The sequence below is a fragment of the Micromonospora sp. NPDC049282 genome (assembly GCF_043197045.1).
Lineage (GTDB): Bacteria > Actinomycetota > Actinomycetes > Mycobacteriales > Micromonosporaceae > Micromonospora.
In genome coordinates, this window is the sequence record NZ_JBICSL010000015.1 from 36,676 (window position 1) to 63,001 (window position 26,326).

Annotated in this window: 18 protein-coding genes; 5 read left to right on the forward strand and 13 right to left on the reverse strand. The window is 72.7% G+C overall.

Annotation, left to right across the window (positions count from 1 at the left end; genetic code table 11):
- Positions 1-11: 11 nt before the first annotated feature.
- Positions 12-2,474 carry an ATP-binding protein gene (locus ACGFI2_RS22825; protein ID WP_393520435.1) on the reverse strand — a complete coding sequence of 821 codons (2,463 nt, stop codon included), beginning with the start codon at positions 2,472-2,474 and terminating at the stop codon, positions 12-14.
- A 251-nt stretch (positions 2,475-2,725) separates the two neighbouring features.
- Between ACGFI2_RS22825 and ACGFI2_RS22830 the strand changes: the two genes are divergently transcribed.
- The gene (locus tag ACGFI2_RS22830; RefSeq protein ID WP_393520437.1) at positions 2,726-4,009 is read left to right on the forward strand and encodes a hypothetical protein; all 1,284 of its coding nucleotides are present in this window, start codon (positions 2,726-2,728) and stop codon (positions 4,007-4,009) included.
- Positions 4,010-4,071: 62 nt separating this feature from the next.
- Here ACGFI2_RS22830 and ACGFI2_RS22835 read toward each other — a convergent pair whose 3' ends face one another.
- The 5 genes from ACGFI2_RS22835 to ACGFI2_RS22855 all read right to left on the reverse strand — a co-directional run bounded on the left by ACGFI2_RS22835 (position 4,072) and on the right by ACGFI2_RS22855 (position 11,304).
- The gene (locus tag ACGFI2_RS22835; protein WP_393520439.1) at positions 4,072-6,030 is read right to left on the reverse strand and encodes a GTP-binding protein; all 1,959 of its coding nucleotides are present in this window, start codon (positions 6,028-6,030) and stop codon (positions 4,072-4,074) included.
- A 138-nt stretch (positions 6,031-6,168) separates the two neighbouring features.
- Entirely contained in the window at positions 6,169-7,125 is a 957-nt protein-coding gene (locus ACGFI2_RS22840) for a glycosyltransferase family 2 protein (protein WP_393520441.1), read from the reverse strand.
- 15 nt (positions 7,126-7,140) lie between these two features.
- Positions 7,141-8,919 (reverse strand): hypothetical protein, encoded by a 1,779-nt coding sequence (locus tag ACGFI2_RS22845; RefSeq protein ID WP_393520443.1) that lies wholly within the window; start codon positions 8,917-8,919, stop codon positions 7,141-7,143.
- A 540-nt stretch (positions 8,920-9,459) separates the two neighbouring features.
- A complete protein-coding gene (locus tag ACGFI2_RS22850) occupies positions 9,460-9,879 on the reverse strand; it encodes a PPOX class F420-dependent oxidoreductase (RefSeq protein ID WP_393520445.1) in 420 nt (139 codons plus the stop codon).
- 120 nt (positions 9,880-9,999) lie between these two features.
- Positions 10,000-11,304 carry a cellulose binding domain-containing protein gene (locus tag ACGFI2_RS22855; protein WP_393520447.1) on the reverse strand — a complete coding sequence of 435 codons (1,305 nt, stop codon included), beginning with the start codon at positions 11,302-11,304 and terminating at the stop codon, positions 10,000-10,002.
- A 587-nt stretch (positions 11,305-11,891) separates the two neighbouring features.
- Here ACGFI2_RS22855 and ACGFI2_RS22860 point away from each other — a divergent pair.
- Both ACGFI2_RS22860 and ACGFI2_RS22865 read left to right on the forward strand, forming a co-directional pair.
- A complete protein-coding gene (locus tag ACGFI2_RS22860; RefSeq protein WP_393520449.1) occupies positions 11,892-12,389 on the forward strand; it encodes a YcxB family protein in 498 nt (165 codons plus the stop codon).
- Between the two features lie 219 nt (positions 12,390-12,608).
- Entirely contained in the window at positions 12,609-13,349 is a 741-nt protein-coding gene (locus tag ACGFI2_RS22865; RefSeq protein ID WP_393520451.1) for a FadR/GntR family transcriptional regulator, read from the forward strand.
- Here the strand turns inward: ACGFI2_RS22865 and ACGFI2_RS22870 are convergent.
- Positions 13,346-14,479, reverse strand: coding sequence for a mandelate racemase/muconate lactonizing enzyme family protein (locus ACGFI2_RS22870; protein WP_393520453.1), 1,134 nt, complete (start codon positions 14,477-14,479; stop codon positions 13,346-13,348). The two genes, ACGFI2_RS22865 and ACGFI2_RS22870, sit on opposite strands and share 4 nt — an antisense overlap.
- 28 nt (positions 14,480-14,507) lie before the next feature.
- The gene (locus ACGFI2_RS22875; RefSeq protein WP_393520455.1) at positions 14,508-16,904 is read right to left on the reverse strand and encodes an RICIN domain-containing protein; all 2,397 of its coding nucleotides are present in this window, start codon (positions 16,902-16,904) and stop codon (positions 14,508-14,510) included.
- A 182-nt stretch (positions 16,905-17,086) separates the two neighbouring features.
- Between ACGFI2_RS22875 and ACGFI2_RS22880 the strand changes: the two genes are divergently transcribed.
- Positions 17,087-18,112 carry a LacI family DNA-binding transcriptional regulator gene (locus tag ACGFI2_RS22880; RefSeq protein WP_393520457.1) on the forward strand — a complete coding sequence of 342 codons (1,026 nt, stop codon included), beginning with the start codon at positions 17,087-17,089 and terminating at the stop codon, positions 18,110-18,112.
- Positions 18,113-18,133: 21 nt separating this feature from the next.
- On the opposite strand, the gene ACGFI2_RS22885 is transcribed toward ACGFI2_RS22880, so the two are convergent.
- The 4 genes from ACGFI2_RS22885 to ACGFI2_RS22900 form a co-directional block, all read right to left on the reverse strand.
- Positions 18,134-19,843 carry an amylo-alpha-1,6-glucosidase gene (locus ACGFI2_RS22885; protein ID WP_393520460.1) on the reverse strand — a complete coding sequence of 570 codons (1,710 nt, stop codon included), beginning with the start codon at positions 19,841-19,843 and terminating at the stop codon, positions 18,134-18,136.
- Positions 19,844-19,873: 30 nt separating this feature from the next.
- A complete protein-coding gene (locus tag ACGFI2_RS22890) occupies positions 19,874-20,635 on the reverse strand; it encodes a carbohydrate ABC transporter permease (RefSeq protein WP_393520670.1) in 762 nt (253 codons plus the stop codon).
- 62 nt (positions 20,636-20,697) lie between these two features.
- On the reverse strand, positions 20,698-21,585 hold the full coding sequence (locus tag ACGFI2_RS22895; protein WP_393520462.1) for a carbohydrate ABC transporter permease: 888 nt from the start codon (positions 21,583-21,585) through the stop codon (positions 20,698-20,700).
- A 19-nt stretch (positions 21,586-21,604) separates the two neighbouring features.
- Positions 21,605-22,858, reverse strand: coding sequence for an extracellular solute-binding protein (locus ACGFI2_RS22900; RefSeq protein ID WP_393520464.1), 1,254 nt, complete (start codon positions 22,856-22,858; stop codon positions 21,605-21,607).
- 198 nt (positions 22,859-23,056) lie between these two features.
- Here ACGFI2_RS22900 and ACGFI2_RS22905 point away from each other — a divergent pair, with 198 nt between their 5' ends.
- A complete protein-coding gene (locus ACGFI2_RS22905) occupies positions 23,057-24,829 on the forward strand; it encodes an RICIN domain-containing protein (RefSeq protein WP_393520466.1) in 1,773 nt (590 codons plus the stop codon).
- Positions 24,830-24,892: 63 nt separating this feature from the next.
- On the opposite strand, the gene ACGFI2_RS22910 is transcribed toward ACGFI2_RS22905, so the two are convergent.
- Positions 24,893-26,257 (reverse strand): ricin-type beta-trefoil lectin domain protein, encoded by a 1,365-nt coding sequence (locus ACGFI2_RS22910; protein WP_393520468.1) that lies wholly within the window; start codon positions 26,255-26,257, stop codon positions 24,893-24,895.
- Positions 26,258-26,326: the final 69 nt, after the last annotated feature.

Sequence of the window (26,326 nt, forward strand, 5' to 3'; positions counted from 1 at the left end):
GAACGGCGTCGTCACATCCCGGGCCCGCCTTCCGGCGACGCCCGGAACAGCCGTTCGCGTACGCCCTCGGCGTCCGGATGGCCCAGGCCGTCGAAGATGACCAGGGCCCGCCGCCAGGTGCGCAGCGCGCCCGCCCGGTCCCCGCAGGCGCGCCGGCTGTCGCCGAGCCGGGTCAGCGTGTCCGCCTCGTCGTACCGGTCGCCGATCCGCTGGTACAGCGTCAGCGCCCGGCCGTAGCACCGGATCGCCCGGCGGTGGTTCCCGAGCCCGTCGTGGATGAAGCCGAGGCTGTCCCAGGTGTTCGCCTCACCGTGCCGGTCGTCGGTCCGGCGTAGCAACGCCAGCGCCTGCTCGCAGTGCCCGCGCGCCGGACCGTAGCGGCCGAGCCGGGCGTGCGCCCAGCCCATCGCGTTACGGGCGCTGGCCTGCCCGGCCGGGTGGCCGGTGCGCTCGTAGAGCGCCAGCGCCCGCGCCGCCTGGTGCAGCGACTCCTCGTACCGGCCCAGCGCGTCCAGCATGGCGCCGAACGCGCGGTGGGTCCGCGCCTGCCCGCTGTGGTCGCCGAGTTCCGCGAAGAGCGCCAGCGCGTCGCGGTAGTGGCCGGCGGCCTCCTCCTCGCGGCCCAGCCGGACCAGTGCGCGGGCGAGGTCGCGGTGGGCGTTGGCCTGCCCGGTGCGCTCGCCCGCCCGCCGCGCGGCGGCCAGGGCGGCCCGCTGCGCGTCGGCCAGGTCCGACCAGCGTCCCTGCCGTTGCAGGAAGTCGACCAGGGTCCGGGCCAGCCGCCAGGCGTGACCGTCGCACCGGGCGCGCTCCGCGTGGGCCACCGCCGCCAGGAGTACGCGGTGCTCGGCGGTGAACCAGGCCAGCGCGTGTTCCTGGTCGGTGATCTCCTCGGGCACCACCCCGGGCAGGGCGTCGGGCAGGGGGGTCGGATCCCAGCCCGGCTGCAACAGCACCGCGGCGGCGTGCGCGGAGTGCAGGTGGTGGTCGAGGCCCCGGCGGACGGCCGCCTGCCGCTGGCCGTCCGGGTCGAGCCGCTCGGTCAGTTCGGCCGCGTACGCGCGCAGCAGGTCGTGCGCGCCGAACCGGCCGGGCGCGTGCTCGGTGAGCAGGTGCGCGTGGGCCAGCTCGGCCAGCAGCCGGGGCATCTGGTTCCGGGGCAGGCTGGCCAGGCTGGCCGCCGCCGGGATCCCGATCTCCGGACCGGGGTGGCAGCCGATCAGCCGGAACAGCCGCGCCGCCGCCGGCGTCAGGCTCCGGTACGACCAGGAGAAGACCGCCTGCACGCCGGTGCCGGCGTCCCCGGTGTCGAACGCGTCCAGCAGCCGGGCCGCGTCACGCAGTTCGGCGGCGAGGGTGGCCAGCGGGAACGCGGGGTGCGCCGCGCCCCGCGCGGCGAGCACCGCCAGCGCCAGCGGCAGCCGTGCGCATCGCTCGACCATCTCGTCCACGACCTGCGGTTCGACCGCCAACCGGTCCGCGCCGAGGCGGCGGGCCAGCAACTGCCAGGACTCGGCGGTGCTGAGCAGTCCGACGGTGACCGAGCGGGCGCCTTCGGCCGCGATCAGGCCGGCGAGCCGGTTGCGGCTGGTGACCAGGACCAGGCTGCCCGGGCTGCCCGGCAGCAGGGGCCGAATCTGCTCGACGTCGCGGGCGTTGTCCAGCAGCACCAGGATCCGGCGGTCGGCGAGCAGACTGCGGTAGAGGCCGACCTGCGCGGACAGGTGCACGGGCATCCGCTCCGGGGGGACCCCCAGCGCTTCGAGGAAACCGTGGACCGCCTCGGCCGGCGTCACCACCGCGCCGGTGGCGTCGAACCCCCGCAGGTCGACGTAGAGCTGGCCGTCCGGGAACCGGTCGGCGGCGCGGTGCGCCCAGTGCACCGCCAGCGTCGTCTTGCCCACCCCGGCGGTGCCCGACAGCACCACGATCGTCGGAGCGGGGTCACCGGCCGCCGGACCACCGCCGGCGTCCAGTCGCGCCAACTGTTCCGCCCGGCCGACGAAGCCGGGCAGCGCCGGGGGCAGTTGGCGCGGGACCGGCAGTCGTGCCGGCCGGGCGCGGGCCCGCCCGCCTCCGGGCCGTACGGCCTGGGTCTCGTCCGGGTCGGGCTGCCGTCGCGCCTCCTCCACCCGGTCCCGCGCGGTGGCCAGCGCCCCCTGCTCGGCGGCGGTGGCCCCGAGCAGCCGGATCAGGATGTCGAACCGTTCCGTCGGCGGCAGGATGTTCCCGGCGAAGTATTCCCCGATCACCCCACGTGACCAGCCGGTCTTCGCGGCCAACTGTCGGTAGGTCAACGGCGTCTCGCCCTGCTGCCGGGCCTCCCGGCGGCGCAACTGGCGCAGCAGGCCGGCCAGCTCCGGCACGGTCCGCGCGGCGTCGGCGACGCGGATCACCGGGTACGCGGAGCGGTCGACCGCGGCCGCGCCCGGCGGAAGCCTCGCGGTTGCGCGACGCTCCGGCTGGTCGGACATGCGGCCTCCCCCGCCGACCTCTCCCCGGCTGCCGAGGGGAGCTGACACCGGGAGGGTAGGGCCGCTGCCGCCGAGGCTCATAGACCGATGCTGATCTCCGACAGTTCCACTTCGGAGCGCCGCGGTCCGGTCGGTCGTGTCCGGCGGTGTCCAGCCGAGTCCAGGATGCGCCGCAGGGCCCCGGCGATCCGTGCCACCGTCCCGGGGCGGGCTCAGCCCGTGTCATGCCACCTGGGGAAAGGGAGCACCTCATGAGTCACCGACACCTGACCACCCGACGGGCCGGAGGGCTGCTGCGCCGCGCCGCCGTCGCGGCGGTCGGCCTGACGCTGCTCGCCGCGGGCGTGTCCACCGGGCCGGCCGCCGCGGCCGCGCCGGCCGGGAAGGCGACCACCACCGGGTCCTTCGTCGACAACGCGGGGGTGCCCGCCGGCTTCACGTCCTGGGCGGAGCTGTTCACGGTGCAGCAGCGGATGAACACGGCCGCCGAGCGCATCGTGCGGGCGGCGCGACGCGGGCCGGACTCCGGGTTCGCCGGCGTCGTCGCCGACCCCACCACGCGCCAGTTGCGGGTCTACTGGAAGGGTGCGGCCCCGGCCGGCCTGCTGGCCGCCGCCCGGAGCGTCGTACCGACCCGGGTGCTGCCCGCCGCGTACTCGCAGCGGGAGCTGGCGGTGGCCGCCGCCCGGCTGCGCGCCGCCGCGGGTGACCAGATCACCACGGTCGGACCGCGCGCCGACGGCGCCGGCCTGCTCGTCGGCACGCAGGACGGGCTGCTCGGCGCGACGAGCCTCGCCGGCGTCCCGGTGACCGTGCAGACCGACGTCGCCGCCGCGCCGGCCACCCGGTGGGACGACTCGCCGCCGTGGTGGGGCGGCGCCGCGTGGCGCAACGCGACCACCGGCGGCGGCTGCTCGACCGGCTTCGGGGTCTTCCAGGGTGGGGTGTCGCGGGTGCTCTCCGCCGCGCACTGCGGCAACCTGAACAACGTCGCCACCGACCCGACCGGGCAGACGATCGGCATCGTCGGCACCCGCAACGTCGGCACCGACACGCTGCTCCTCGCGGGCAGCGGAGGCGGCCGGGTCTTCAACAACACCACCGACGCGGCCGGCGCGGTGACGAGCGAGTTCAACAACCAGGTGATCGGCGCGCTCGCCAGCCAGGTCGGCAACTTCGTGTGCACCTCGGGCGCCTACTCCGGCACCCGGTGCTCGATCCAGGTCAAGGCCCGGGACCTGTGCATCAACATCCGCAACTTCGGCACCGTCTGCGGCCAGGTGCAGGCGGAGAGCACCACCCGCACCAACGCGGTCGGCCAGGGCGACAGCGGCGGCCCGGTGGAGATCGTGAACGGAGCGAACACCACCCAGGTGTACGCCACCGGCACCAACAGCGCCATCGACGACACCAACACCGCGACGGCCTGCACCGGGTACGTCCCGACCGGGCGGACCTGCGCCTGGCGGATGTACTACGAGGACATCTTCTCCGGCCTGGCCGGCGTCGGCGCCTCGGGGGTGGTGCTGGGCTGAACGCCCGCCTCCCGATCCGGTCACCGGGCCGGTACGCCATCGGCGTACCGGCCCGGTCCGGCTCAGGGCCGGCTCCCCGGCCGGGCGAGGAAGCGCAGATATTCCACCCGGTCGAACGGGTTGCCGTCGGTGCGCGGCCGGCGAGGCGGGTCGCCGGCCACCGGGCGGTCACCGCCGGGCGCCGACGACCACAACCCCTCCCCGCCGGACAGGTCCGGCAACCGCTGCTGCGCCTCCGGTTCGAGCCGCGCCGGCAGCACCCCGCCGATCCGCCAGCCGGCCGGGATCTCGTCGGTGCCGTCGATCCGGGCGCCGAGCCGACCCAGGTACGATGTGACCGGCCCGAGCCGGTCCGCCGGCACCTCCGCCTCGAACCGGCGGCACGGTTCGAAGACCCGGGTGCCGGCCTCGGCGAGCGCCTGCATGAGGACGTACGGGGCCAGGTCCCGGAAGTGCCCGGCGGTGGTGATCGGCGACCAGTAGCCGCTGTGGGTGAGCGTGATCCGGATGTCGGTGACCGGCCAGCCGTACCGGCCCTGGTCCAGGGCCGCCCGGGTGGCCTCCTCGATGGCCCGGTGGAACGCCGGCGGCAGCGAGCCGAGTTCGACCGCCAGCCGGTAGTCCACCCCGGAGCCGGGCTCGACCCGGAACCCGACCGTGCCGAGGAAGCCGTGCCCGATGACCTCCACCGCCGCGCCCGCGCCGGTCGGCCGTTCGACATGCATGAGCCGGGCCGGCCCGAACGTCGCCTCGATCCCGTATCCCTCGGCGAGCGTGGCGGCCAGCACCTCGCGCTGCACCTCGCCGTAGAGCAGCACGCTCGTGCCGCCGGCCGGGGCCACCCGGGTCCGGATGAACGGGTCGGCGTCCGCGAGGTCCAGCAGCGCGGCGTGCAGCGCGAGGGCCCGGGCCGGGTCGCGGGGGCGCACCACCGCCTCCAGGGTCGGCGCCGGGAAGAACGACCGCCCGTCGAGGCCGGCCGGCCCGCCCAGCTGGTCGCCGAGGCGTACCCCGGTCAGGCCGACGACCCGGGCGATGTGCCCGGCGGTCAGCGCCGGCGCGGCGTGGTCGGTGGTCGCGCCGACCACGTCGAGCCGGGTGATCCGCGCGCGGGTCGCGGTGATCCGCCCGTCCGGCTCCCGGCGGTACGCGACGACCCGCTGCCGCGCCCGGAGCTGCCCGCCGTACGACCGCAGGTAGGCCACCCGTTCGCCGGTGGGCTCGCGCTCGATGGCGAAGACCCGGGCCCGCGGCTCGGGCTCGGCCGGCGGTGACGCCGGGAGCAGGGTCGCGACGGCGTCCAGCAGCTCCGGTACGCCGGCCCCGGACAGCGCCGAGCCGAACAGCAGCGGGTGGACCCGTCCGGCCGCGACCTGCTCGCGGAGCGCCGCGTCGAGCCGGTCCGGGTCCGGCGGCAGGTCGTCCACCAGGGCGGCCAGCAGCTCGTCGTCGTGCTCGGCGAGGACCTCGGCGAGCCGGTGGGCGGCGCTGTCGTCGTACCGTGGACCGTCGGGCCGGAAGAGGGCGTCGGGGGTGCCGGGCGCGCGGACCGTGCCCAGCGGGGCGACGGCCGGGGTGAGCAGTCGGCGCACGTCCGCGACCAGCTCGTCGGCGCGGGCGCCCACGCGGTCGATCTTGTTCACGAAGATCAGCGTGGGTAGCCGCAGCGCGCGGAGGATGCGCATCAGCCGCCGGCTGTGCGGCTGCACCCCCTCGACTGCCGACAGCACCAGGACGGCCGCGTCGAGCACCCCGAGCGCGCGTTCGACCTCGGCCACGAAGTCGCTGTGCCCGGGGGTGTCGAGCAGGTTGACCTGGCGGTCGCGGACCGGCAACGCGGCGACGGCGCTGCGGATGGTGATGCCCCGGCGGCGTTCGATCTCGCCGGTGTCGGTGCGGGTGGTGCCCGCGTCGACGCTGCCGAGCCGGTCGATGACGCCGGTGGCGTGCAGCAGGCGCTCGGTCAGGCTGGTCTTACCGGCGTCGACATGGGCGACGATGCCGAGGTTGACGGTCTGCATGGGTCGACGGGTCCTCGAAAGCTCGCGTCCGGATGGGCGGGAAGGTTTCGAGTACGCGCATCGCCGTGCTCCCGTCGGTCGGTTCGGTCCGTCTCCGGGCAGACTGGCACCGCCGGGGCCGGCCGGTCCACCGAATTGTCAGCGCTCGTCGCCCGCCTCGGTGACCAGGCGCTCGGTCTCCCGCACCAGATAGTGCGGCCGGCGCTTGGTCTCGTAGTAGATCCGGCCGATGTATTCGCCGATCACACCCAGGAGCATCATCTGGATGCCGCCGAGTCCGATCACGCTGACGATGATCGTGGTGTACCCGGGGACGTCGATGCCCTTCTCGACCGCGTCCGCGACCACCCAGGCCATGTAGGCCACCGCGATGAGGGTGAGGAACAGGCCGCCGTAGATCGCCAGGCGCAGCGGCCGGTTGTTGAACGACAGCAGGCCGTCGAACGCGTAGTTGAACAGCTTGCCGATCGACCAGCGGCTCCGCCCTGCCTGGCGGAGCTCGTTGTGGTGGGCCACCACCACGGTCCGGAAGCCGATCCAGGAGAACAGGCCCTTGGAGAACCTGTTGTATTCCGGCATCGCCAGGATCGCGTCCACCGCGAGTCGCGACAGCAGGCGGAAGTCGCCCGCCCCGTCCAGCAGGCGCACGTCGATCCACCAGTTGATGGCCCGGTAGAACGACCGCGAGGCCATCGTCCGGACGAACCGGTCACCGCGCCGGTCGCGCCGGGCGATCACCTGGTCGAAGCCCTGCCGGTGGAGCGCCACCATCTCCGGCAACAGTCGCGGCGGGTGTTGCAGGTCGGCGTCCATGATGACGACCGCGTCGCCGGTCGCCCGGCGCAGGCCGGCGAGCATCGCCGCCTCCTTGCCGAAGTTGCGGCTCAGCGACAGGTAGCAGACGTCCGAGTCGGCGGCGGCGAGCCGGCGCAGCGCCGCGAGCGTGCCGTCCTCGCTGCCGTCGTCGACGTACACCACCTCGACGTCCACGTCGGGCAGCGCGGCGAGCGCGGCGCGCACGGTTTCGTGCAACCGCTCCACCGACGCCTCCTCGTTGAAGCAGGGCACCACGACGGACAGCCGCACGGCCGTCACCTCGCCCGGTCGAGGTCAGAGGAGGTAGACCAGCGCGCCATCGCGTTCCTCCCGGGTGATGCCCAGACCGTCGACGGGTCGCGCCTCGATGCCCTCCCACGGCGTCCCCGCGGCGCGGTCCGGGACGGCCACGACCGACCGCACGCCGATCCCGCGCAGGTACGCCACGCTGCCCGGGTCGGGGAAGGACGCGATGGCGGCCCGGGTCTGCGCCTGGCTGGCCGGCTCGAACCCGCCCAGCCCGTTTGTCACCCGGGGGAACCCGTCGGTCGTCCACAGCATGTACGTCAGGTCGCCCACCCCGCCGGCGGGCAGCACCAGGATCGGGTCCGGCACGGTCCGCAGCGCCGCCGGTGGCCGGGGCACGGTCGGGTGCGGGGTCCGGTTGACGCCCTCCACGGTGACCAGGGCCAGCGGCACCAGCAGGACGAGCGCCGTGACGATCCGGGCCCGGCGGCGGTTCGCGGGCCGACCCGACGACTCGGCCAGCGCCGTCACCAGCCCGGCGGCCAGCACCGCGAGCAGCAGGCTGGTCCAGTGCATCAACCGGCCCGGTGTGCGCAACGCGTCCCAGCCGGGCAGGTGCCTGGACAACGTCAGGTAGCCGGGATCGCCGTCCCCGCCGAGCGTGGCGCCCAGGCCCAGCAGCACCGTGCCGAGCACCCCGAGCCCCAGCGCGACCCGGCGTCGGGGCGGGAAGACCGAGACGAACAGCCCGGCCGCGGCCAGCCCGAGCAGCGTCATCCCCGGCAGCAGCGCCATCTCCGGCGGCCAGGTCAACTGCTCGCGCGCGGCGGCATGCCGCTCGCCCCACACCCACGAGTCCGCCGGCGCGGTGAGGAACCCCATCAGCGGTGGGGAGAACATCTCCGTCCAGTCCAGCGTCCGTTGCGCCTGCGGGTTGAGGTCCACCACGCGCAGGTAGACCAGGCCGAGCAGCAGCGTCACCGCGCCGAAGGCGGCCCCACCGGCCAGATCCGCGAGCAGCAGCCGGCGGCCGAACGGCGGGCGCTCCCGCCGGCGCCACCAGGCCCAGCCGTAGCAGCCGGCCGCCACCAGCACCGCGGCCAGCAGGAAGTAGACCAGTGGCAGCCCGATGCCGAAGCCGAGACTGACCTGCCAGGCGGCGGTCAGCCACCCGGCCAGCGCCCAGCCGGGCCGTCGCCGCTCCGGTCGGTAGCCGTGCCGCAGCGACCAGCCGTGGCCACGGGCCAGCATCGCCAGCGACAGCGCGATGCCGCCGCTCGACAGGATGTTCAGGTGGCCGGCGTGCGCCAGCCGCCACGGCGCGTACGCCCAGGCGACCCCGGCGACCGCCCCGCCCCACCGGTTCGCCCCGAGCTGCCGGGTCAGCGCGTACGCCCCGAGGAACGCGAGCGCGTGCAGCAGCACGTACAGCACGTTGTAGCGGATCACGGCCGCCTCGAAGCCGGAGCCGAGCATCCCGATCGGCGCGTACCCGAGGAGGGTGTCGCTGTAGGCGTAGGTGTATCTCTCGGGATAGAACGTGTTCGAGTGCCAGAGGCCGAGCGGGTCGCTGAGCAGGGCGTGCCCCGACCAGGCGACCTGCCAGGCCTGCAACGTCGGGTCGCCGAGGTCGCCGGGGATCGTGGTCGCCGGGTGCCGCAGCGTCGGCCAGGTCAGCGCCACCGCCAGCAGCAGGCTGGCCAGGATCGCGAGGATCCATTCGGGCCGGGGCCGCCGGCTTCGCCCGCCCGGGGGCCGGGCGTCGGAGATCTGTTCGGGGCTCGCGCTCTCGACAGGGGGTCGAGCGCCGGCGGACCGGGCATCCATGGGATAGATGTTGTCCGATCTCGATCGACTTGTCGATCAGTTGCCCGGGATGTGGTTCGAAATCGGCTATGTTCCCGGCCCACGCGGTGCTTCGGCGCCGGGCGCACCCGCTTCCGAGGGACGGCTCGATCCGAGCCGGGAGTCGCCCGACCCGTCGATCAGGTCGGGCCGTTCGACACAGCCTTCGGCACGAGCGGCACCGACATGAAGCTGCGCCGTTCCGGTCCCGCATGTCGGTAAGGACGGCAGGCCGACCGGCAGAACTGGCGTGGTCCTGATCGTTGCCCGCGGGGAGTCCGTTAGGGACTGTGGAGGCGCGAGCGCGCCTGCCGAAACGGAGGAACCGCATGCTCAGCACGTCTCGCTCCCGCCCCGTCCGGTCCGTGCGCCGACGGCGCGACGGCGGCCGTGCCGTACGGCGCGGTCTACGTCTTCTGGGTCGCGCCGCAGTAGCGGCCACGCCCTGGTGCCCGCCGGCTTTCCGACGGGCACCAGGCGGTGCTGGGCTCAGTCGCCGTCGCCGTCGTCGGCGCCAGGCGCTCAGCCGACCTGGCTGTTGTCCTTGAGCGCACCCCAGCCGTGCCAGCGGTCGATCTCGATCAGCGCGGTGACGCGACCGCGCTCCCGCCGCGGGTAGGGCCGCCCGGTGTAGTGCTGGGAGAGCCGGTCGATGTCGGTCAGGTCGGTGTCGTCGCGCAGCTCGACGACGCGCCCGACGATGCTCAGGTGCGTGTACCAGCCCTGCTCGTCCAGCACCGTGAGGGTGACCCGGGGGTCGTTGCGCAGGTGACTCAGCCGGCGCCGCCCCTCGTCCATGTTGACCAGGATCCGGCCGTCATCCCACAGGTACCAGGTGGCCGCGGAGACCGGCTGGCCGTCGGACCGCAGCGTGGCGATGACGGCGGGGTTCGGCTTGCGCAGCATGGCAACGGCCGGCTCGGGCAGCGGCGGCTTCGACATGGTTCTCCTCTTCGCGACGGCACTGTCTCCGCACTGTACGTACCGGCGGTGCCGCACGCAGGGGAACCACGGGCCCCGGCGGGCCCGGAGCCGTCCGGCTCCGGGCCCTGGGGTCGCACCTCAGGAGCTGGTGCAGGTGACGTTGCCGGGCGCGGTGGCGCCGTTGCCGGTGGCGGTGAACCCGAACGTGGTCGAGGCGTTCGGGGCCAATGTGCCGTTGTAGGGGGCGTTCTGCACCGAGACGGTGCCGGTGGTGCCGGTGTTGACGCCGCTCCAGAGGCTGCTGATGGCCTGCCCGGAGGCCAGCGTCAGGCGTACCGTCCAGCCGTTGACGGTGGCGGTGGTGTTGTTGGCCACGGTGACCTCACCCTGGAAGCCGCCCGGCCAGGTGTTGATGGTGCGGTAGGCGGCCGCGCAGCCGGTCGCCGGCGGAGTCGTCGGCGGCGTGCTGGTAGGCGGGGTGCTGGTGGGCGGGGTGCTGGTGGGCGGGGTGCTCGTCGGCGGGGCGGTGGTCGGCGGCGTGGTCGACTCGAACTGGCTGAAGAACCGCCAGATCTCGCCCGAGGTCCAGGTCCGGGAGTCGTTCGGGCTGCCCGAGCCGTCGACCGGGCTGGGGGTGTGGTCGCCGTCGAAGGCGGCCCACTGCACCGGGTAGCCGGCGCGGCAGCCGGAGTAGGTGGTGGTGATGTGGCTGTAGCTGTTCAGGGCCGGCTCGCGCGGGCTCTGCGCGGTGCAGCCGTTGTTCCGGACGAACGTGTCGCGCAGCGAGCGGCCCATGGAGATGTTCAGCACGCTGTCGTGGGTGCCGTGGATGCCGAAGTAGGGCACGGGCTGGGTGCCGCCGTTGCAGCCGCTGAGGTTGGCGCCGGACAGCACGGTGACCGCGCGGATGACGGTGGGCCGGGCGCAGGCCACCGCGTAGCTCATCGCCCCGCCGTAGCTCCAGCCGAGCGCGAAGCGCTGGGTGGTGTCGACGCAGAGGTCGTTCTCGACCTGCCGGGAGATGTCGTCGAACAGGGTCAGGTCCCGGCCGTTGGTGTTGGCCCAGCCGTTGTCGATGCCCTGCGGCGCGACGAAGATCGTGCTGTTGTTCGACAGCGGCAGCAGCCCGTAGTAGCCGGCCGAGGCGACGTTGTTCGCCGAGCCGTTCAACCAGTGGAAGCCGAAGATCAGGCGATACGGGCGGTTCCGGTCGTACCCGTCCGGGATCCGCAGGATGTAGCTGCGGTTCTGTCCGCCGCTGGAGATGGTGCGGGTCCCGTTGGTGAGCGTGGGGGCCTTGCCGCAGCCGGCGGTGGCCGCGAGCGTGCCGTTCGTCGCGGCCTCCGCCGCGCCGCCGAGGCCGCCGCTCAGCACGCCGCCGGCGGCCGTCGCGACGAGCACGGCCGCGGCGGCGAGGGTCGAGAGAAGCTGTGTACGTTTCACTGCTGTTTGCCTCCTTGCCAGTGGTGGTGGTCCGGTGGTGCGCGTGCGGATTCGCCTGCGGGAAGGAACGGAGAACAGGGCCTGCGCGGGAGCGGGATGCTCCGGCGACGGTCTGCGGTCAGCGGGCATCGGCACGGCGGCCCGGACTGGTCGCCGGGCGACGGAGGGGAGTGCCCTCGTCGGCGCGTTGCCGGTGACCGGGAGCGTGCCCTTCGCTCCCGTGCCGAAAGATAGCAGTTTATCGATAACAGGTTCAACCGCCCATGTTGCGGAACAAGCGATCCTGATCGGTCGCCCCGGCGGCGGCTCGGTGCGCCTCAGCCGGCTCTGAGCTGCTCATGAAGGTGGACCGGGTCACCGAAACTCTCGGTCCGCCATCCGGAAACTTCCGGCGTCGACCTCGTCGCCCGATGGTGAGCGTTAACAGTCGGTGCCTGCGAGCAGTTTCTCCGTGAGGTCCGGTCCACGGCGGTCAGCGGCTCCGGTGGGTGGCGCGGCTGGGCGCTCGACCACCACGTCGAGATCGTCGCGGCACGTCAGCGAGCCACCTGACTCGTCCCGGCGGTGCCCGGCGCTATCGTTCGGGCGTGCACATCCGTTTCGACGTCCCGGCCGATCCCACCTACCCGGCCCGGGTGGCCGCCGCGCTCAGCCGGGTCCGGTTGCGCCGGTTCGGATACGTCGGCGCGGCACTGGCCGCCGCCGGGGCGCTCGGGCTCGCCGTCTCGTCGACGCTCGGGTCGGACGGCCGGTTCTCGTCGCTGTGGACCGCGCTGCTCGTGGGCGGCGTGCTGTCCATGCTCTACGCGCCCTGGGTGCGGTGGCGCGCCCGGCGACGCTCCGGTGGCTACGCCGTCGAGGGCGGCTACGACATCACCGACGACAACATCATGATGCGCAGCGGCTCGGAGTCCGGCGGCATCGCCTGGGACGGGGTCGCCAGGGTGACGGACGACCCGGAGTTCTGGATCGTGTACGTCGGCCGGATGCCCGCGACCGTGATCCCACGTCGGTTGATGTCCGATGCGGACGCCGAGACGTTGCGCGCCTTCCTGGCCGGACGCGGGCTGCTCCGGCGCCGATGAGCCGGGCCGCACCGATCCTGGGATCGGTGGGGCCTGGTTGCGCCGGCCGGTGGCGGGCACCGTACGGGGTGCCGCCGGAAACTCCGGCGTGCGGAAGGGGACCATGACAGGCGCGGCCCTGGAGCAGCCCGCCGACGCGCTCGCCGAGCTGGACGCGATCGGCGCGTGACCCGGTCGCGGTCGCCGAGGGCCGGCGCGGCGCTGCACTAGGGTGTGGCCATGACGCCGCGCGGAGACGGGTTCGCCTTTCCGCCCCGCCGCCCGGCGGAGCGGTTGGGCGTGGCGGTGGTGCGCGACATGGTCGAGCTCATCGTCACCGGCCAGCTCGCCGAGGGGCAGCTGCTGCCCCCGGAGGGGCCGCTCAGCGAGCACTTCGGGGTGAGCCGCACGGTCGTCCGGGAGTCGGTGAAGCGGCTCGAGGAGAAGGGCCTGGTGGTGGTCTCGCAGGGGCGGGGGACCCAGGTGGCCCGGGTCGGCTCGTGGAACATGCTGGACCCGATCGTCCTGTCCGCGCTGATCGACAACGACGAGTCACTGGGCGTCCTGGACGAGCTGACGGTCGTCCGGGGCAGCCTGGAGGCGGCCATGGCGGCCGGCCTGGCGAGCCGGCGTACGCCGGAGGAGCTGACCCGGGTCGAGCACGCGCTCGCGTCGATGCGCGAGATCCGGCACGAGACCGACTCCTTCCGCCAGGCGGACGTGGTCTTCCACTTCACGATCATGGAGCTGTCCCGCAACCGCCTGGCGGAGAACATCTGCAAGCGCCTCTACCGGCGGGCGATGGAGAGCGACCGGTTCCACGGGCTGACGTACCAGAGCGCCTTCGAGTCGACGCTCGACGAGCACGCGCTGGTGGTCGACGCCATCGCCCGCCGGGACGTGGCGGGCGCCGAACGCGCCATGCGCGACCACATCGTCACCTCCTGGCAGCGGCGCCGGCTCGAGGGGCCGCCCGGCTAGGGGACGAACCGGCGGCCGGCCCGGTCGGGCCGGACGTGCGGCCCGGTCGACGCGGTCGGCGGGGCGGGCGCCCGGGCGGCCTCGACGCGTCGCTCGTCGACCCGGATGCCGAGTCCCGGCAGGTCGCCGAGGACGATGCCGCCGTCCGCGATCTCCTGGTCCACCGCGAGCCCGAGCGGCCAGGAGAAGTCCTGGATCTCGCAGGCCAGGTGGTTGGGCACCGCGGCGGCCGCGTGCGCGAGCGGGTTGGCGTGGTAGGCCACCGGGCTCACCGGCAGGTCCCGCCCGTGCGCCACGGCGGCCGTCCGCAGAAAGTGGGTGATGCCCCAGACGCTGCCCGTCTGGACCACGTCGACGGCGTCCGCGTCCAGCAGCGGGCGGTACTGTTCGAGGCCGGTGAGGTTCTCGCCGGTGGCGACCGCCGCCCGCACGCCGTGGCGCACCGAGGCGAGGCCGGCCGCGTCCCACCGGCGCACCGGCTCCTCGATCCAGACCAGGTCGACGGTGCGCTCCAGCGCGGTGACGAACCGGACGGCCTGCGCGCGGTTCCACGACTCGTTGGCGTCGAACATCAGCGCCGGGCGGGCGGAGTTGCGGCCGAGGATCTCCCGGACCGCCTCCAGCCGCCGCCGGTCCCGCTCGACGTCGTGGCCGCCCTTGAGCTTGGCGCCGCCGAAGCCACGCTCGGCGAACCGCTCGTACAACCGCGTGAGCGCGTCGTCGTCGAGGGCGATGTCCAACCCGGAGGCGTAGCCGGGGACGAACCGGTCCGCGGCGCCGAGGGTGCGCCAGAGCGGCTCGTCGGCCGCCTTCGCCTTGAGGTCCCACAGCGCCATGTCGAGCGCGCCTATCGTCCCGAACGTCGCGCCCGCGTGGCCGGTCTTGAACACCTGGTTCAGCATCCGGTCGTACAGCGCCGGGGCGGCCCGTGGATCCTGGCCGTCGATCGCGCGGAAGACGCGGTCGACGTCGGCGTGCGGGCCCAGGCCGACGCCCTCCAGGCCGGCGTCGGTCTCCAGGATCAGCACGGGCACGTCGGTACGCGGGCCCGGCATCACGCCGTTGGCGTCGCCGGTCAATCGTCCCCAGTCGTGTGCGGTGGTCAGGCTGCGGTAGCCGGTGACCTTCACCGTCCGCTCCCCGCCGCCGGTCGCCCGCTCACCCGCGCAGGGTCCATCGCTGGTTGGCGCCGCCGTTGCAGGCCCACAGGATGAGCTTGGTGCCGTTGGCGGTGCCGGCGGCGTTGGCGTCCAGGCAGAGCCCGGACTGCTGGCCGGTGATGGTGCCGTTGGAGTTGACGGTCCACTGCTGGTTGGCCTGGCCGTTGCAGTCCCAGATGATCACCGCGGTGCCGTTGGTGGTGCCCTGGCCGTTGGCGTCCAGGCACTTGGTCCCGTACACCTGGAGTTGCCGGCCGGCGGTGACGGTCCAGCGTTGGCCGGTGGCGCCGCCGCAGTCCCAGAGCTGGACCTGCGTGCCGTTGGTGGCCGACGAGTTGGGCACGTCCACGCACCGGCCGGACTGCGCGCCGACGATCTGCTGCCCGGTGCCGGTGGGTGGCGGGGTGGTCGGGCCGCCGGTGCCCTGCGGGCCGGCGGAGTTCATCACGGTCTGCGCGCCGGCGGGCCAGGCGCCGTTGGTCACGACCGTGTTGCCGTAGACGACGTTGCCCCGGTCGCCGTTGGTGACGTTGGTGCTGTTGTTCGTCGACCAGTTGTTGGTGAGCGTCCAGTTGCCCATGTTCTCGCCGCCCCAGTAGTTGGCGGTGGCCCAGGTGCCGGTGTTCGAGAACACGTTGTTGGTGACGGTGTAGTACTTGGAGCCCTCGTCGAAGTAGACGCCGAAGTAGCCGTTGGTCCGCAGGCAGTGGTTCTCGCTGATCAGCGCGTTCGGGTTCCAGCCCAGGGTGTAGATGCATCCGCCGTCGTTCATCTGCTGCATCACGTCGTGGATGTAGTTGCCGACCACCCGGGTGTTGGACGCGGTCGTGGGCGTGCTGTAGCGGGGCTGGTAGTTGTACAGGCCGCGGTTGGCGTACTCGGTGTTGCCGCCGGCGTCGTTGGCCCCCCAGCCGTAGCCGATCGTCATGCCGGAGTACGGCATGTTGTAGACCTCGTTGTGGCTGATCGTGGCGTTGGTGACGTAGGTGGGCAGCACCGAGCTGACGCCCCGGTAGTCCAGGCCGAGGTCGTGGATCCGGTTGTTGCTGACGGTGATGTCCCGGTTGGTCATCCGGGTGTCGCTCGGGTGGTGCGCGTCGGCCCGTACGCCGCCGATGACGAAGCCGCCGGCGGCGTTGCGGGCGATCTCGGAGCGGGTGACCGTGATGTTGCTGGCGCCCAGCCCCACGCCGGTGGTGTGCGCGTTGGCGTCGTTGCCGATGCCCACGGCGGTCTGGCCCAGGTTGACGAACTGGGAGTCGCTGAACGTGATGGTGTTGGCGGCGGAGACCTGCACCGCGGCGGGCATCTGGGACCAGCTCGGCCGGGCCGCCTCGAACTGCTGGCAGCCGGAGGTGCAGGAGCCGAAGGCGGGCCAGGACCAGTTGCCGGCGATGTAGGAGCCGGTCTGCTGGTCGACCCAGCCCTGGTTGCCGCTGGGGCCCAGCCAGCTGGTGCCGGTGAACGTGATGCCGGAGAACGCGATGTGGTGCGCCGGGTTCGCGTAGCTGCCGCCGACGTTGACCAGGGACTGCACCACCGGGAACTCGACGTCCACGTTGCTCATGTTCTGACCCGAGCGGGGGATGTAGTAGAGCGTGCCGGCGCCGGGGTCGACGTACCACTCGCCGGGGGAGTCGAGGAACTCGTACGCGTTCGCCAGGTAGAACGGGCCGGCCCGGAACGGGCTCATCAGGGTGTCGTAGCCGAAGTTGTTGTTGTTCCAGGCCGGCTGCCGCATGGTGAGCAGGCCGCCGCTGATGCTCTGCACCGGCGAGTAGCGGTCGGTGAAGGAGTTGACGCCCTCGACCTCCACCCGGCCGGCGTTGGCCAGGTTGTTCAGGTAGTTGAGGTTGCCGTTGGTGATCCGCAGGCCGGTGGCCGACGCGCTGAAGTCCGACCGGTTCACCTGGGTGCGCGCCCGGGTGGCGAGCTGGCCGTCGACGTAGAGCTGCCGGGTGTCCTGCCCGGCGCCGACGGTGGCCCGCCAGATGTTGCGGCCGGAGTCCGCGACCGACCAGCCGGTCACCTGCTTCGCCCCGCTGATCACCGGGCGCGCGCCGGAGGCGGCCTGCCAGCGCACCGTGTGGCCGTTCATGCCGGAGTCGGCCGCGCCGAACGTCAGCGGCGAGGTCACCCGGTAGACGCCGTCGGCGAGTTCCACCACGATGTCGTCCGGCATGCCCGGCGCGGTGGCGCGGACGGTGGACTGGGCGGTCGCCAGCGAGCAGGGCTGGGACGCGGAGCAGGCGGTGCCGGTGCCGCCGGGGGACGCGTAGAGGGTGGCGGCGGCGGCCGACGCGGACGAGGCGAAGACCGACACGGCGGCGCCGGCGATGACCATGGCCAGCGCGAGGCCGGTCGCGGCCGGCCGGCGCAGGGCGGATGTGTTCACGGAACCTCCAGCGACGCATTGGTCATCATAGGTGTGACGTTTGATGTTAAGGAGGCGTGTCGAATCGGTCAATATTTAGATCAGTCTATGGAATTGAAGGGTCCGCGTTGACAGCCGTGAGCGGCCCGACCTAGGGTCGCCCCACCAGGTGAACCGATTCGACGACCGTTGCCGGGAGCGGGATGAACATCGGTGAGATCGCCCGGCGTGCCGGGGTGTCCCGCAGCACCGTGTCCTACGTGTTGAGCGGCAAGCGGCCGGTCTCGGCGGCCACCCGGCAGCGGATCCAGGCCGTCATCGACGAGTTGGACTACCGCCCCAACGCCAGCGCGCGCGCCCTCAAGGAGGGCCGGACCCGCACCCTCGGCCTGGTCATCCCACCGGCGAGCCGGCGCCTGACCGACATGCAGCTCGGATTCGTCGCCAGCGTGGTCGAGGCCGCCGCGCGGGTCGACCTGGACGTGCTGCTGTCGCCGTCCGGCGGCGACCACGACCGGTCGTTCGAGCGGATCGTCACCGGCCGCCGCGTCGACGGCGTGGTCCTGATGGAGATCCGCCTGACCGACGAGCGGGTGACCCGGCTGGAGCAGACCGGCCTGCCGTTCGTGACCATCGGCCGCACCGCCCAGCCGCACGGGATGAGCTGGGTGGACGTCGACTACGGCGGCCTCATCGCCAGCTGCGTGCACCACCTGGCCGACCTGGGGCACCGGCACGTGGCCCTGGTCAACCGGTCGGCCGAACTCGTCGCCGCCGGCTACGGCCCCGGCAGCCGCGCGTCGGCCGGCTTCGCCGAGGCGACCGCGGAGCGCGGCCTGGTCGGCGTCGACGTCTGCTGCGGCGACGACGTCTCCGCCGGTGAGGCGTGCGTCGAGGAACTGCTGGCGACCCACCCCGAGGTCACCGCCGTGGCCACCGTCAACGAGGCGGCCCTGCCCGGCATGCAGCGGGCGCTGGAGAGCGCCGGGCTCGTCGTGCCGCGCGACTTCTCCCTCACCGGGGTCGCCGCGCGGCACTGGGCCGAGAACTTCCGGCCGTCGCTGACCGCGGCGGACGTGCCGATCGTCGACATGGGCGCGGAGGCGGTGTCGCTCCTGCTGGAACGGATCGCGGCGCCCGGGACCACGCCGCGGCACCGGCTCTACCGTCCGCCGATCTCGCTGCGTGCCAGCACCGGTCCCGTACCGGCGCCCCGAGCCGCCCGCTGACGGCGTACCGACGGGCGCCGCTCATTCCCGCGCGGCCCGCCGGCGGTCGTCGCCGGCGAGCAGGAGATATCCGCTCGCGGTCCAGGTGTACGCGCGGTCCCGCAGGCCCGCGCCGGTCTTGGCGTCGAAGTTCTCCGCGAAGCCCGACCGCTCGCAGAGGATCCGGAACCGCCGGCTGATCTCGTCGGCGAGCCCGGTGTGCCCGGCCCGGCGCAACCCGTCCTCGACCAGCACGGTGGCCGGGGCCCAGATCGGGCCCCGCCAGTAGCCGTCGGCCAGGTGGTGCGGGGAGTCCAGCGGCTCGGTGGCCAGGCCGTGCTCGGTCAGGTGGGTCTCCAGGCGCCGGGCGAGGACGGCCGCGACGCCCGCCGGGAGGTCCGCGCCGAGCACCACGGGCATGAGGTCGAGCAGGCTGGTGCTGGCTCTGGTCCGCCCGGTCCACGGGTCGCGCGCGGTGAACCGCTCACCGGTCCACAGCTCTTCCAGCAGCGCGTCGCGCACCTCGCCGGCGACGCCGGCCCACCGCGTCGCCTCCTGCGGGCGGCCCAGCTCGGTGGCCAGGTCCGCGAGGTGACCCAGCTGCGTCACCAGCAACGCGGCCAGGTCGGGGGCCTCCACCACCCGGCCGCCGTCGAAGGTGGTGGCGTTGTCCCAGCCGCTGTCGTTGCCGTGCTGGTAGTGCGGCAGGCGTCGGCCGGGCGCCCGCCGGTGCTCCAGCCAGAACGTGGTCCAGTCGGCCATCCGGCGGTAGACCTCGGCCAGCTCGTCGCGCGGCACCGCCCGGCCCGACCGCCGCCGCAACTGCCGCAACGCCCAGCCGTGGATGGGCGGCTTGACGAAGTTGTGCAGGATCTCCGAGTGCGTCACCGAGTCCGGCAGCGCGCCGGCCGGGTCCTGATGGTCGAACGGCAGGTGGAACTGGTGCCAGGCGAGATCGGCGTCCCCGGCCGCGAGGGCCAGCGCGTTGAAGCAGTGGTCCCAGCTCCACACCTTGTTCATCCAGTGCTTCGACATCAGGATCGCGGGTCGGGTGACGAAGCCGGCCGGCGCCACCGTGGCCGACCACAGCACGTACGCGGCCAGCTCGGCGGCCGGCGTCTCCGGGTCACGCCACGGTGCGACCGCGTCGACGAACGCCGCGAAGTCGGCCCGGCCGGCGGCCACCAGGCCGTCGAAGTCCACGCTCGACAGGTACGGCTCGGCGGCCGTCGCGTACTCCTCGATCGCGATCTCCCACGGCTGGTCCGCGGGCAGGACCAGGCCACGCTCGGCGGTGCCCAATGCTTGCGCACCGACCGTCCCGGCGGCGCCGGCGAGCACGGTGACCCGGTACCGGCGGCCGGTCTCGTAGGAGGTGAACACGGACGCGGAGGCCACCGGGTCGTCGTAGAGGTAGGTCCCGCTGAACGGGGTGAGGGTGGCGGCGGCGGCCGTGATCCGCAGCCCGGCGCCGCGGCCCCGCAGCCGCACCGTGTCCGGGCCGGCGAAGGTCAGCTCGACCCGGCCGGTCCGGTCGTGCCAGCTCAGCAGCGCCGGCCGGGCCGCCACCGTGGCATCACCCGACACGCTGAGCCGGAGCACCGGGTGCATGCCGTTGCGGTGCGAGACCAGGTGCAGGTCCTCGGCGTAGCTGTTCTCGGCGACCACGGGGGAGACGCTGAGCCAGGAACCGCGGTGGCTGAACGGGATCTCCCGGACGGAGAACGCCGGACCGGTGGGGGCGACGGTCATCGGGTGGCTGCCTTTCTGGGTGCGGATGGCTCAGTCCTTGACCGCGCCGGCGGTCACGCCCGCGGCGACGTACCGCTGGGCCACGATCAGCAGGACGGCGGCGGGGACGGAGGCGACCACGGCGGTTGCCATGATCGCGTTCCATTCCTGGTTGTTGTTGCCGATGTAGCGGTAGATGCCGAGGGTGATCGGCCGGCTGGCGCCGCCGGCGTCGAGGGTGGACGCGAAGAGGAAGTCCGACCATGCCCAGAGGAAGGCGAACAGGGACACGGTGATGATCGAACCCCGGCTCAGCGGCAGCACCACCGACCGGAACGTGCGCCACCGGCCGGCGCCGTCCACCAACGCGGCCTGCAACACCTCGTCGGGGATGCCGGACATGAACGCCGTGAAGATCAACACCCCGAAGGGTACGGCGATGGTGGAGTCGGCCAGGACCAGCCCGGCCGCCGAGTTGAGCACCCCGAGACGCAGATAGATGGCGTAGAACCCCATCGCCATGATGATGCCGGGGATCATCTGTGCGATCAGCAGCACGAAGCTGAGCGCGCCGCCGCCGGCCGGACGCAACTTGGCCAGGGCGTAGCCCGCGGGCGCGGCGAGGGCCACGGTCAGCGCCACGGTGCCGAGCCCGATGAGCAGGCTGGTGCCGAGGTAGGGCAGCTGCTCGCGCAGCACCACCCGGTAGCCCTCGACGGTGCCGTCGACGGGGAACAGGTGCGGCGGGTCGGCCCGCAGGTCGCCGTCGCGGGTGAACGAGACGTTGACCATCCAGTAGACCGGGAACAGCATCAGCGCGGTGAACACCACGCCCAGGCCGGTCCGCCACCAGGCGGTACGGGCCGGTCCTCTCGTCACCACCGCTGCCTCCGCTGGGCCCGGACGTAGCTCAACCCGCCGATCAGGCCGACGACGATCAGCAGGTTGCCGACCGCGGCGCCCGGCCCGAACTCGGGCAGCAGGCTGCCGAACCCGAGCCGGTAGGACCAGGTGGCGAACGTCGTCGACGAGTCCGTCGGCCCGCCCCGGGTCATGATCCAGATGATGTCGAAGACCTTCAGCGTGTAGATCAGCCCGAGCAGCAGCGTGATCGCCGACACCGGGCGCAGCAGCGGGAACGTGATCCGCCAGAACCGCTGCGTCCCGCTCGCCCCGTCCAGCGCCGCGGCCTCGTACACGTCGTCCGGGATCGCCTGCAGGCCGCTGTGCAGGACGACCAGGTTGAACGGGATGCCGATCCAGATGTTCGCGATGATGACCGAGACCAGCGACCAGCGCGGCGAGGTCAGCCAGTTGACCGGGTCGAGGCCCACGGCGCCGAGCGCGGCGTTGACCAGGCCGGCCTCGCTGTTGAGCAGCCACGACCAGGTGGAGGCCGAGACGATCAGCGGCAGCAGCCACGGTACGAGGAACAACGCCCGCAGCGTCCTCGACAGCGGGAAGTGCCGGTGGAAGAAGACCGCGAGCGCCAACCCGAGGGTGAACTGGCACAGCAGCGACACCGCCGTGAAGACCGCCGTGTGCAGCAGCGCCGGCCCGAAGGTCGGATGGGTCACCACGTCCCGGTAGTTGTCCAGCCCGGCGAACGGGGCGCCGCCGGAGACGAACGACCGGACGGTGTAGCGCCGCAGGCTCAGCTCGACGTTCCGGTAGAGCGGGTAGGCGTAGAAGGCCAGCAGGTAGAGGGTCACCGGGGCCAGGAACGCCCACGCCGTCCACCGACCGCTGCGGGTTCGGCTCATTCCGCCGCGTCCGGCCGGTCTACCTGGTGGCGGCGGCGGCCGCGTGCTGGGCGGCGGAGAGCGCCGCCTGCGGCGACTTCGAACCGCTGAGCGCGCCCTGCACGGCCGTCCACAGCTGCTCGGAGATCTTCGGGTACTTCGTGCCGAGGTTGTCGCCGGTGCGGCCCTTGGCGGCGTTCACCGCGTCCACCCACACCTTCAGCTCGGGATCCGCCGCGACCTGCTTCTGCTGCACCGCCGCCACCGGGGCGACGTAGGACAGCGTGGTGTCGGTCGTCAGCAGGTTGTCCGGGTTGGTCAGGCAGGTCACCAGCTTGGTCGAGACGTCGTACCGGCCGGTGTCGCGCTGCACCGGGATGGAGACGAACTCGCCACCGGTGGGGGCCGGCGCGGTACCACCGGCGCTGGCCGGCACCGGGATGATGCCGTACTCGAAGTCGAGCTTCTCCGCGTTGGCCCGCTGCCAGGTGCCGTTCTCGGTGAACGCGAAGTCGCCGGCGGCGAACTCCTGCCAGCTGGTCGTCTGGGTGTTGTTGATGACCGAGTTCGGCGCGTACCCCCGAGTCAGCCAGTCCTTCCAGAGCGTCAACGCGGAGACCGCCTGCGGCGAGTCCAGCGCGGTCAGTTGGGCGCCGGAGCCCCAGAACCAGGGCAGGAACTGGAAGCTGCCCTCCTCGGTGCCGATCGCCGAGAACGTGATGCCCTTCTTCCCGGCGCCCTTGACCTTCGCGAGCGCGGCGGTCAGCGACGGCCAGTCCCGGATCGACGCGACGTCCACCCCGGCCTTGCCCAGCAGGTCCTTGTTGTACCAGAGCGCGAGCGTGTTCGCCCCGATCGGAACGCCGTACGCCTTGCCGTCGAGCTGGCCGGCGCCGAGCAGGTTGGGCGCGGAGGCCGAGGTGTCCAGCTTGGTCTCGTCGGCGGAGGTCAGCGCGCCGGCCTGGGCGAGCGTCGAGATCACCGGGTTGTCGATGATCAGCACGTCGGGGGAGTTGCCCTGCTGCGCCGCCAGCAACGCCTTGTTGGTCAGGTCCGTGGTGTCGTATCCGGTGCGCCGCACGCTCACACCCGCGGAGCTGCCGCAGCTCTGGAGCAGCTTCTCCCAGTCGGACCCGCCGGCGAACTGCGGGTACGGGTCCCAGAGGGTGTACGTGCCGCCGCCGGCGCCGCTCTCCGGTCCGTCGTCGGCGGAGCAGCCGGTCACGGCGCCGGCGACCGTGAGCGCGGTCAGGGCGACGCCGGCCACGCCCCGCCGCCACGCGGATGTCGTCATGAAATGGCCCCTCTCGGGAAGCGATGCAGCGAATCGGTTCGACCGAAGATAAGCCCGTCGATGTGTCTGGTCAAGACGGTCGATCTCCGCTGCCTGTTCACGCCGTTGACATTCATCGACATCGACGCCTAGGCTGCCCGGCGAATCGATTCGCTAGGACGTCCTCCGCAGCCCCACCACACTGCCGAAGGAGTCGCAGTGAACCTCCCCCACGACCGGGCACCACGGATCCGCGGCCTGGCCGCCCGGATCGCCGCCGGTGCCGTCGCCGTCGCCTGCTCGCTCGCCACCGTCGCGTCCCCGGCGCGGGCCGCCGACGAGTCGCTCACCGTCAACTTCTCCGCCTCCCTGGGCACGCCGACCTACCGGGGATCGGGTTGGATCTACGGGATGACCGAGAACGGTCAGAACCCGCCGGACAGCTTCTTCCGGGACGTGAAGTTCCGGGCCATGCGCGCCGGCGGCGCGCAACTGCCGGGCCAGGGCTGGGTCGGCGGCGGCTACGACCGCCGGTGGAACGCCACCGTGGCGCAGGCCAGACGCACCGCCGCGCTGGGCGGCACGTTCGTGCTGCTCGACCACGACCTGTGGGGCGCCGACGGCGCCTCGATCAGCCGCTATCCCGGTGACAACGGCGACTGGAGCGACTACGACCGCTTCCTGGACCGGCTCTTCTCCGACGTGCGCTCGTCAGGGATCACCGTGCAGTGGGACATCTGGAACGAGCCGAACATCAGCCTGTTCTGGAACCGGCCCCAGTCGCAGTACTTCGAGATGTGGCGACGCACCTACCAGCGGATCCGCGCGACGTTCCCGGGCATGCTGATCGTGGGACCGAGCTGCGCGTGCGTGCCGTCGACAAGCGGCTGGTGGACGCAGTACCTGGACTACGTGAAGGCCAACAACGTGGTGCCGGACATCTTCAGCTGGCACTCCCTGCCGGGCGACCCGGTGGCCAACGTGGCCACCGCCAACCAGACGCTCGACTCCCGGGGCATCGCGCACCCGCGGCCGCACCAGATCAACGAGTACGGCGCGTCCAACGAGCAGAACCCGGCCGGCGGGGCGTGGTACCTGGCCCGGCTGGAACGGGCCGGCGCGGACGGGCTGCGGGCCAACTGGGCCGGCGGTCAGAACCTGCACAACGACCTGGCCAGCCTGCTCACCCGCAACTCCAGCGGGCAGTACCAGCCCAAGGGCGAGTGGTGGGCCTACCAGTACTACGGCTCGATGACCGGCCAGATTGCCTCGGTCACCCCGAGCGCCTCCTACGACGCGTTCGCCACCCGCGACGCCGGCTCCGCCAAGATCCTCATCGGTGGCAACCGGACCACCGGCAACGTCGCGGTGAACATCCAGCGCCTGGACGCCACCAGCGGGATCGTGGTGAACAACCAGGTCCGGGTGGTGGTGCAGAACATCCCGTACAACAACGGCGGCGCGGTGTCCGGCCCGGTCACGGTGCGGGACAGCGTGGTGACCCTGTCGAACAACGGCACCACGGTCAACGTGTCGCACTCCGCTGTCGCCGACACGTCCACCGTCACTCTGCTGCCGCCCGGCGGCGGCGGGCCGACGAACCAGAACGTCCAGATCGTCGGCGGCCAGTCCGGCCGGTGCGTGGACGTGCCCGGCTCCACCACCACCAACGGCAGTCAGGTCCAGCTCTGGGACTGCCACGGCAACGCCAACCAGCGCTTCAGCTACACCACCGGCAAGCAGCTGACGGTGTACGGCAACAAGTGCCTGGACGCCTCCGGTCAGGGCACCGCCAACGGCACCGCGGTGGTCATCTGGGACTGCAACGGCCAGGCCAACCAGCAGTGGAACCTGAACTCGGACGGCTCGATCACCAGCGTGCAGTCCGGGTTGTGCCTGGACGCCAGCGCGTTCGGCACGACCAACGGCACCAAGGTCCAGCTCTGGCAGTGCCTCAACGGCGCGAACCAGAAGTGGAGCCTCCGAAGCTGAGATGCAAGGCGGGGCCCCTTCTTAACGCATGCGGTATAGGAAGGGGCCCCGCTTGACACGTGCTCAGCTCCGGAAGCTCCACTGCTGGTTGGCGCCGCCGTTGCAGGACCAGAGGATGAGCCTGGTGCCGTTCGCGGTGCCGGCGGCGTTGGCGTCCAGGCACAGGCCGGACTGCTGGCCGGTGATGGTGCCGTTGGCGTTGACGTTCCACTGCTGGTTGGCCTGGCCGTTGCAGGTCCACACGATCACGGCGGTGCCGTTGCTGGTGCCGGCCCCGTTCGCGTCCAGGCACAGGTTGCCGGCCAGTTGCAGTTGACGGCCGGAGGTGGTGCTCCAGAGCTGGCCGGACTGCCCGGCGCAGTCCTGCAACTGCACCTGCGTACCGGAGGTCTGGCTCGTCGCGGTGACGCACCGGCCGGACTGCCCACCGACCAGCTGCCGGCCGGTCGTGGGGGGCGGGCTGGTCGGCGGGCTGGTCGGCGGGGTGGTCGGCGGGTTCGTCGGGGTGGTGCCGTCGAACTGGGTGAAGAACCGCCACACCACCGCCTGCGTCCAGGACCGCTCGCCGGGCGCGAACGGGTCGGCGGTGCCGTCCACCGCGTTCGGGGCGTGCGGCCCGTCGAACGCGCCCCACGCCACCGGGTAGCCGGCCCGGCAGCCCGAGTAGTAGGTGACGACGTGCGTCAGGCTGCCCTGGGCCGGCTCGGGCGGGTTCTGCGGCGTACAGCCGTTGTTGCGGACGAACTGGTCACGCAGCGAGCGGCCCGCCGAGATCGGCAGCGTGCCGTCGCGCAGGCCGTGGATCCCGAGGTACGCGATGGGTTGGGTGCCGCCGTTGCACCCGCTGAGGTTCGCGCCCGAATAGACCGCGACCGCGCGGAAGACGTTCGCCCGGGCGCACGCGATGGCGTAGCTCATGCCGCCGCCGTAGCTGAAGCCCATCGCGAACAGCTGCGTGGTGTCGACGCACAGGCCCGCGGAGAACGTCCGGACCATGTCGTCGACGAACGTCAGGTCCTGACCGTTCGGGTTGGCCCACCCGTTGCCGTTGCCCTGCGGCGCCACGAAGATCGCGCTGTTGTTCGACAGTGCCCGGACCCCGTAGTAGGACCAGGGATAGCCGCTCGTCCCGCCGGAGTCGACGTCACCCGCGGTGCCGCCGTTCCAGTGGAAGCCGAAGATCAGCCGGTAGGGACGGTTGTTGTCGTAGTTGTCGGGGATCCGCAGGATGTACGAGCGGTTCTGGCCGCCGCTGGAGATCGTGTGCGATCCGCTGGTCAACGCTGGCGCCCTGCCACAGCCGGCGGTCGCCGCCAGCGGGCCGACGCCGGCGGGATCCGACCCGGCGGCGAGCGCGACGCCGCCCATGGCGAGGACCAGCCCCGCCACTCCCGCGACGACGCCGACGATGAGCCGATGTCTCGGCATGGCGTGCTCCTTCCTTCGAAAGGGCTAGGCGGGGCCCCCTCCTATACCGGAGGCGTTAAGCGGGGGCCC